Annotated in this window: 5 protein-coding genes; 1 reads left to right on the plus strand and 4 read right to left on the minus strand. The window is 73.1% G+C overall.

Annotation, left to right across the window (positions count from 1 at the left end):
• Nucleotides 1-291: 291 nt before the first annotated feature.
• A complete protein-coding gene (locus tag ABZ885_RS32275; RefSeq protein ID WP_360196525.1) occupies nucleotides 292-2,790 on the plus strand; it encodes a CDP-glycerol glycerophosphotransferase family protein in 2,499 nt (832 codons plus the stop codon).
• 43 nt (nucleotides 2,791-2,833) lie between these two features.
• Here the strand turns inward: ABZ885_RS32275 and ABZ885_RS32280 are convergent, their stop codons facing one another.
• The 4 genes from ABZ885_RS32280 to ABZ885_RS32295 form a co-directional block, all read right to left on the minus strand.
• Nucleotides 2,834-3,328, minus strand: a complete 495-nt coding sequence (locus tag ABZ885_RS32280) for a 2'-5' RNA ligase family protein (RefSeq protein WP_360196528.1) — start codon at nucleotides 3,326-3,328, stop codon at nucleotides 2,834-2,836.
• Between the two features lie 56 nt (nucleotides 3,329-3,384).
• On the minus strand, nucleotides 3,385-4,425 hold the full coding sequence (gene trpS / locus ABZ885_RS32285) for a tryptophan--tRNA ligase (protein ID WP_360196531.1): 1,041 nt from the start codon (nucleotides 4,423-4,425) through the stop codon (nucleotides 3,385-3,387).
• 30 nt (nucleotides 4,426-4,455) lie between these two features.
• Nucleotides 4,456-5,778, minus strand: a complete 1,323-nt coding sequence (locus ABZ885_RS32290) for a hemolysin family protein (protein WP_360196534.1) — start codon at nucleotides 5,776-5,778, stop codon at nucleotides 4,456-4,458.
• Nucleotides 5,779-5,874: 96 nt separating this feature from the next.
• The gene (locus ABZ885_RS32295) at nucleotides 5,875-6,867 is read right to left on the minus strand and encodes a malate dehydrogenase (RefSeq protein ID WP_360196537.1); all 993 of its coding nucleotides are present in this window, start codon (nucleotides 6,865-6,867) and stop codon (nucleotides 5,875-5,877) included.
• Nucleotides 6,868-7,142 lie beyond the last annotated feature (275 nt).

Raw genomic sequence — 7,142 nt, forward strand, 5'->3', positions numbered from 1 at the left:
ACCTCGCCCGCGAAGGCACCAGCCAGCGCCGCGCCGCCGCCGTCGAGCGCGCCGGGCGCCTCCGTGCTTCCTGGGTGTTACCTGGGGACACCCCGTGCTTTGCACGCGCATTGCACTCGAACTCACGTTTCGCCAACGAATTTCTCAGCAAATCCGCAAGGCTTCACAGTTGACCCCGCATGTCATTCCGGTATGGGATGGCGAATCGGCGCCGTCCGTTCACCTGAGCGGTACGAGGCCCCCGGGCCACCGCCATGGACCGGGTTCCCGTCCCGAAGGGTCCCCCTCCGCATGCCTGTCCTCACCCGGCTCGTCCTGCCGCACGCCGACCCCCGGGCGGGCGACGGCCTGCCGCCGCCCGGTGACGAGGACGCCGCCTTCGGCCTGCTGCGCGCCCGCTGGACCGCCCGCGGACTCGAACTCACCGGCTTCGCCCGCCCCGACGACGTGGACACCGCCCGCCCCGGCTCCGCCTGGACCTGGCTCACCCTGCACCGCTCCGAGGACGAGCCGCCCGTCCACCTGCGCTCCCGGCCCCGCCGGCTGCCCGAGGTCACCGACGACAGCGCCCAGCCCGACCACAACCACGACTGGTCCGGCTTCACCGCCCTGATCGAGCCGCGCCGGCTGCGCCGCGGCGAGGAGTGGCTGCTCGGCGACTGGGAGATCGAGACCACCCTGTTCACCCGCCCCCGCCCCACCCGGCTGCGCCGCCAGTACGGCACGCTCGCCCCGCACTGGTGCGGCTCCGGCGAGTACCCGCCGGCCCGCTGGGTCGACCACGACGTCCGGCTCCAGCCCCACTTCGCCGACGGCCGGCTGCGGCTGCGGCTCGAACGCCCCGCCGTCCGGCTCTCCCACGCCGTCCCCGACCCGGACGGCCTCGACCTGCGCGGCACCGCCGGCCACTGCCCGCCCGGCACCGTGCTGCGGCTGCGCCACCGGGAGAGCGACGCCGTCATCGAACGGCCGGTCGCCCGGACCGGCGACACCTTCGCCGTCCACCTGCCGTACCGGCCGTTCACCGACGGCGGGCGCGGCAGCGGCGAACTCGAGCACTGGGACGCCGCGCTGGTGCACCCGGACGGCTCCGCCGAGCAGCTCACCCTGGACGAGCGCGGCGGCCCGGTGGCCGGCCAGCACCCGCTGCCCGGCCACCCCGACCGGGCGCTCTACCTCAAGCACCTGGCCGACGGCCGGCTCCAGTTCTGCGTCCAGCCCGCGGCCGGCTACGTCGAACGGCTGGCGGCCCGGGCCGGCGGCTTCGAACTCACCGGTCACTGCCCCGGCAGCGGACCGCTCGACCTGGTGCTCCGGCACGGCGGCACCGGCGGCGAGGTCCGCCACCCCGTCGACCGCGACGCCGACGGGCGCTTCCGGATCCGGCTGCCCGCCACCCGCACCGGCTCCGACGGCGCCGCCCTGCCGCTGCGCAAGGGGATCTGGGAGGCCGCGCTCCACCCGGCCGGCCGCCCCGGGCCGGCCCGGCCGCTGATCGCCGCCCCCGGCGTCATCCCCGCCCTGCCGGCCGCCACCCAGGCCGGCGGCAAGCGGGTCCTGCTCCAGCGGCGCTGGCACGACACCCTGCTGCTGGACTCCACGCCCGTCCTCACCCCCGGCGAGCGCAGCGCCTGGACCCAGGCCCGCCAGCGCACCGCCGGCTACCCCGCCGCCCGCCGCGAGCCGCTGCACGACGCCGTGCTGTACGACGTCTTCGGCGGCCGCGGCTACTCCGACTCCCCGCGCGCGGTGCACGCCGAACTCGCCCGCCGCGGCGCGCCCCTGGAGCACCTCTGGGTGGTCGACGACGCCCAGGCCGAACTGCCCCCCGGGGTCCGCGCGGTGCGGATCTGGAGCCCCGAGTGGTACCGGGCCCTGGCCACCAGCCGCTACCTGGTCGGCAACACGCACTTCCCGGACTTCCTGCGGCGCCGCCCCGGCCAGGTGGTCGTGCAGACCTGGCACGGCTCGCTGCTCAAGCGGATCGCCCACGACGTCGACAACCCCTGGCTGGCCGACCACGGCTACCTGGAGGCGCTCGACCGGGAGACCCCGCAGTGGAGCCTGCTGCTCTCCCCCAGCCCGTTCGCCACCCCCATCCTGCGCCGCGCGTTCCGCTACGACGGCGAGATCCTGGAGGCCGGCTACCCCCGCGGCGACGTGCTGGCCCGGCCGGACGCCGCGCACGCCGCCGCCGTCCGCCGCCGGCTCGGCATCCCGGAGGGCAAGCGGGTCGTGCTGTACGCCCCCACCTGGCGCGAGGACCAGCAGCGCGGCGACGGCAACGGCTTCAGGCTGGACCTGCGGATCGACCTCGACCACGCCCGGCGGACCCTCGGCCGCGACCACGTGCTGCTGATCCGCCCGCACGTGCACGTCCGCGAGCCGCTGCCCGGCGCCGGCGACGGCTTCCTGTACGACTGCGGCGACTACCCCGACGTCCAGGAGCTGCTGCTGATCGCGGACGTGCTGGTCACCGACTACTCGTCGATCATGTTCGACTTCGCGATCACCGGGCGGCCGGTGCTCTTCTTCACCTACGACCTGGAGCACTACCGGGACACCCTGCGCGGGTTCTACTTCGACTTCGAGCCGGAGGCCCCCGGGCCGCTCGTGCCCACCTCGGCCGGGCTGCTCGCGGTGCTGCGCGACCTCGCCGACGGCGGCGCCGCGCTACCCGCCGGGTACGAGGAGCGCTACCGCCGCTTCCGGGCCACCCACTGCGGGCTGGACGACGGCGGCGCCGCCCGCCGGGTGGTCGACCGGATGCTCGAACTCGGCCGGGCCTGACGGGTGGTCGGGCCCGCCAGGCGGGCCTGACGGGTGGTCGGCATCAGGCGAAGTCGTAGGCCCGCCAGGGCCGCCAGACCTCGTCGGCGTCGAACCGGGAGAGGCTGAAGCCCGGCACCCGGAAGGCCGCCCGGAAGCCGCGGGCCTGCTCGTACGCCTGGTCCAGCACGTCGTCCGGCAGGCCGTGCGCCACCGTCACGTGCGGGTGGTACGGGAAGGCCAGCTCCCGGGCCAGCGGGCCGGAGCGGACGTCCGCCTCCAGCAGCCTGCACTCCTGCGCGCCCTCCTCGACCCGCACGAACACCACCGGCGAGACCGGGCGGAAGGTGCCGCCGCCCTGCAGCAGCATCCGGAACGGCCGGTGCGCGCCGGCCACCGCCGCCAGGTGCTCCTCGATCTTCGGCAGCTCCGCGGCCGCCACCTCGGTCGGCGGCAGCAGCGTGACGTGCGTCGGTATCGACCGGGCCAGCGGATCACCGTGCCCGGCCCGGGTGTCCTGGATCCGCGCGCCGTACGGGTCCGGAACGGACACGGACACGCCGATGGTGACGAGCTCCGGGAGCTCGCCACCACCGGGCAGACGACTGAGTGGCGTCACCGCTTGGCGGCCGGGAGGAAGCCGATCCGGTCGTAGACGGTCTCCAGCGTCGCCGACGCCACCTCGCGGGCCTTCCCGGCGCCGATCGCCAGCACCCGGTCCAGCTCGGCCGGGTCGTCCAGGAAGGTGCGGGTGCGCTCCTGGAAGGGGGTCACCCACTCGGTGAACAGCTCGGCCAGCTCGGTCTTCAGGGCGCCGTACATCTTGCCCTCGAAGTGCGCGACCAGCTGCTCCACCGACTGGCCGCTCAGCGCGGAGTGGATGCGCAGCAGGTTGGAGACGCCCGGCTTCGCCTCCTCGTCGTAGGAAACGACGGTGCCGGTGTCGGTGACGGCGCTCTTGATCTTCTTGGCGCTCTTCTTCGGGTCGTCCAGCAGGTTCACCAGGCCCTTGTCCGAGGCGGCGGACTTGCTCATCTTGGCGCCCGGGTCCTGGAGGTCCTGGATCTTCGCCGTCTCCTTGAGGATGTACGGCTTCGGGACGGTGAAGGTCGGGCTGTAGCGGGCGTTGAAGCGCTCGGCGACGTCGCGGGTGATCTCCACGTGCTGCCGCTGGTCCTCGCCGACCGGCACCGCGTCCGCGTGGTAGAGCAGGATGTCGGCGATCTGGAGGATCGGATAGGTGAACAGCCCGACCGTGGTGCTGTCGGCGCCGTGCCGGGCGGACTTGTCCTTGAACTGGGTCATCCGCGAGGCCTCGCCGAAGCCGGTGAGGCAGTTCATCACCCAGCCGAGCTGCGCGTGCTCGGGCACGTGGGACTGGATGAACAGCGTGCAGTGCTCCGGGTCCAGGCCGGCACCGAGCAGCTGGGCGGCGGAGATCCGGGTGTTCTCCCGCAGCACCTTCGGGTCCTGCGGCACCGTGATCGCGTGCAGGTCGACCACCATGTAGAAGGCATCGTTCTCCTTCTGCAGGTCGACCCACTGGCGCACCGCACCGAGGTAGTTGCCGAGGTGGAACGAGCCGGAGGTGGGCTGGATGCCGGAGAGCACCCGGGGACGGTCCTTGCCCGGACCAGTGATCGCTGCGTTGACCATGCGGGCCATTGTTCCAGTTCCACCGACCGGTCAGGAAACGTCTGCCCCTGGAGGTTCCGCCAGTGTGACGGCACTCACCCCGACCCGGGCGATCCGCCGGCCCTCCAGCTTGGCCACCGTCAGCCGGACCTCCTCGGCGCCGACCGGGATCCGGACCTGGTCCCCCTCGGCCGGCAGCCGGCCCAGCGCGGCGACCAGACAGCCGGCCACCGTCTCGTACGGCCCCTCCGGAAGGGTGACGCCGGTCTCCTCGGTGAAGTCGGCGAGGTTCAGCAGGCCGTCCAGCTCCATGCCGCCGCCGGCCAGCCGGCGGGTGGGGACGGGCTCGTGGGTGTCGTACTCGTCGCGGATCTCGCCGATCACCTCCTCGACCAGGTCCTCCAGGGTGACGATGCCGGCCGTGCCGCCGTACTCGTCGACCACGATCGCCAGGTGGTGGCCCTCCCGGCGCATCTCGCCCATCGCCTCCAGCACCCGCTTGGTGCCGGGCAGCAGCTTGATCGGGCGGGCCAGGTCGCGGACCTTGGCGGCCTGCTCGCCGCGGGCGCCGTACAGGTCGCGGACGTGCACGAAGCCGGTCACCGCGTCGTAGCTGCCCTCGACCACCGGGTAGCGGGAGTGCGGCGAGGAGCTCGCCTGTTCCCGGACCTCTTCGAGCGGGCGTTCGGCGTCCAGGAAGGTCACCTCGGTGCGCGGGACCATCACCTCGCGCAGCTGGCGCTCCCCGGCGGAGAACACGTCGGCGATCAACGCCCGTTCGTCGCTGCCGAGTTCGGTGTTGGCCGCGACCAGGCCGCGCAGCTCCTCGGAGCTCATCGAGCCGCGCCCGGCGGCCGGGTCGCCGCCGAGCAGCCGGACCATCAGGTTGGTGGAGTGCCCGAGCAGCCAGATCACCGGCCGCAGCGCCACCGACATCACGTCGACCACCGGGGCGGCCAGCAGGGCGATCGAGTCGGCGCGCTGCAGGCCGATCCGCTTCGGGGTGAGTTCGCCGAGGACCAGCGAGGCGTAGCTGATCACCAGGGTCAGCCCGACCAGCGAGACCGCGTCGGCCAGGCCCTCGGACAGCCCGGCCCGCACGAACACCGGGGCCACCTTGCCGGCCAGCGTGTCCGCGCCGAACGCGGCGGACAGGAAGCCCATGCAGGTCACCCCGACCTGGACGGCGGCCAGGAAGCGGTTCGGGTCGGCGGCCAGGTGGGCCGCCCGGGCTGCACGTCGGGTGCCCCGCGCCTCCAGCGTCCGGATCTGGCCCTCGCGCAGCGAGATCAGCGAGATCTCCGCGACGTTGAACAGGCCGCCCAGCATGATGAAGACGAGAACGAGCGCCGCGTCCTCGATGGTTTCGCTCACGGGGGGTCAGTGTAGAGCGACGGCCCGCCGCCGCCTGCGGAAGAGGCGGTGGCGGGCCGTACGTGGCTCGGCCGGGCCGTGCCCGGATCAGTGCGCTCAGATCAGGTTGAGGGCCTGGACCGCGTCGCGCTCCTCGACCAGCTCGTTGACCGAGGCGTCGATGCGGCCGCGGGAGAAGTCGGAGATCTCCAGGCCCTGGACGATCTCGAACTTGCCGTCCTTGGTGGTGACCGGGAAGGAGGAGATCAGGCCGGCCGGGACGCCGTAGGAGCCGTCCGAGACGACGCCCATGGAGGTCCAGTCGCCCTCGGCGGTGCCGTTGACCCAGGTGTACACGTGGTCGATGGCGGCGTTGGCGGCCGAGGCGGCCGAGGAGGCGCCGCGGGCGTCGATGATGGCGGCGCCGCGCTTGGCGACGGTCGGGATGAAGTCGTTCTCCAGCCAGGCCTGGTCGGCGCCGACGGCCTCGAAGGCCGGCTTGCCGGCGATCTCGGCCTGGAAGATGTCCGGGTACTGGGTCGCGGAGTGGTTGCCCCAGATGGTGACGCGCTTGATGTCGGAGACCAGGGCGCCGGTCTTGGCCGACAGCTGGCCGAGGGCGCGGTTGTGGTCCAGGCGGGTCATCGCGGTGAAGCGCTCGGCCGGGACGTCCGGGGCGTTGCGCTGGGCGATCAGGGCGTTGGTGTTGGCCGGGTTGCCGACGACGAGGACCTTGATGTCGTCCGCGGCGTGGTCGTTGATGGCCTTGCCCTGCGGGCCGAAGATGCCGCCGTTGGCCTGCAGCAGGTCGCCGCGCTCCATGCCGGCGGTGCGCGGACGGGCGCCGACCAGCAGCGCGACGTTGGCGCCGTCGAAGGCCTCGGCCGGCTTGTCGGTGATCGTGATGTCGCGCAGCAGCGGGAACGCGCAGTCGACGAGCTCCATCGCGGTGCCCTCGGCGGCCTTGAGGCCCTGCGGGATCTCCAGGAGGCGCAGGTTCACCGGCACGTCGGCACCGAGCAGGTGGCCCGAGGCGATGCGGAAGAGCAGCGCGTAGCCGATCTGGCCGGCCGCTCCGGTGATGGTGACGTTGACGGGGGTGCGGGTCATTTCTACCTTCTCCAGCAAATCGCCAGGTGCCCCAGGCACACCGGCGCACTGGAGCCGAGGATGTTCTCTCGACGTCGAGAGACCGGCGTCAGGTTATCGCAAAGGGAAGCGTACGCCGCGTGTGCGGTCGTGGCTGATACGTCACAGCGGCGGCGGCCTCGGCGGACGTGCCCGGAACGGGCCGGGCCCCGGCGGCGGCTGCCGCTGTGACGTATCAGCCACGACCGCACACGCGGCGTACGCTTCCCTTTGCGATAACCTGACGCCGGTCTCTC

It is taken from the genome of Kitasatospora sp. NPDC047058 (assembly GCF_040643935.1).
GTDB lineage: Bacteria > Actinomycetota > Actinomycetes > Streptomycetales > Streptomycetaceae > Kitasatospora.

What these genes read in the sequence shown, in the direction of transcription:
- ABZ885_RS32275 (WP_360196525.1), top strand. Translation starts at nt 292, where the DNA reads ATGCCTGTCCTCACCCGGCTCGTCCTGCCGCACGCCGACCCCCGGGCG.
- trpS (WP_360196531.1), bottom strand. Translation starts at nt 4,425, where the DNA reads ATGGTCAACGCAGCGATCACTGGTCCGGGCAAGGACCGTCCCCGGGTG.
- ABZ885_RS32295 (WP_360196537.1), bottom strand. Translation starts at nt 6,867, where the DNA reads ATGACCCGCACCCCCGTCAACGTCACCATCACCGGAGCGGCCGGCCAG.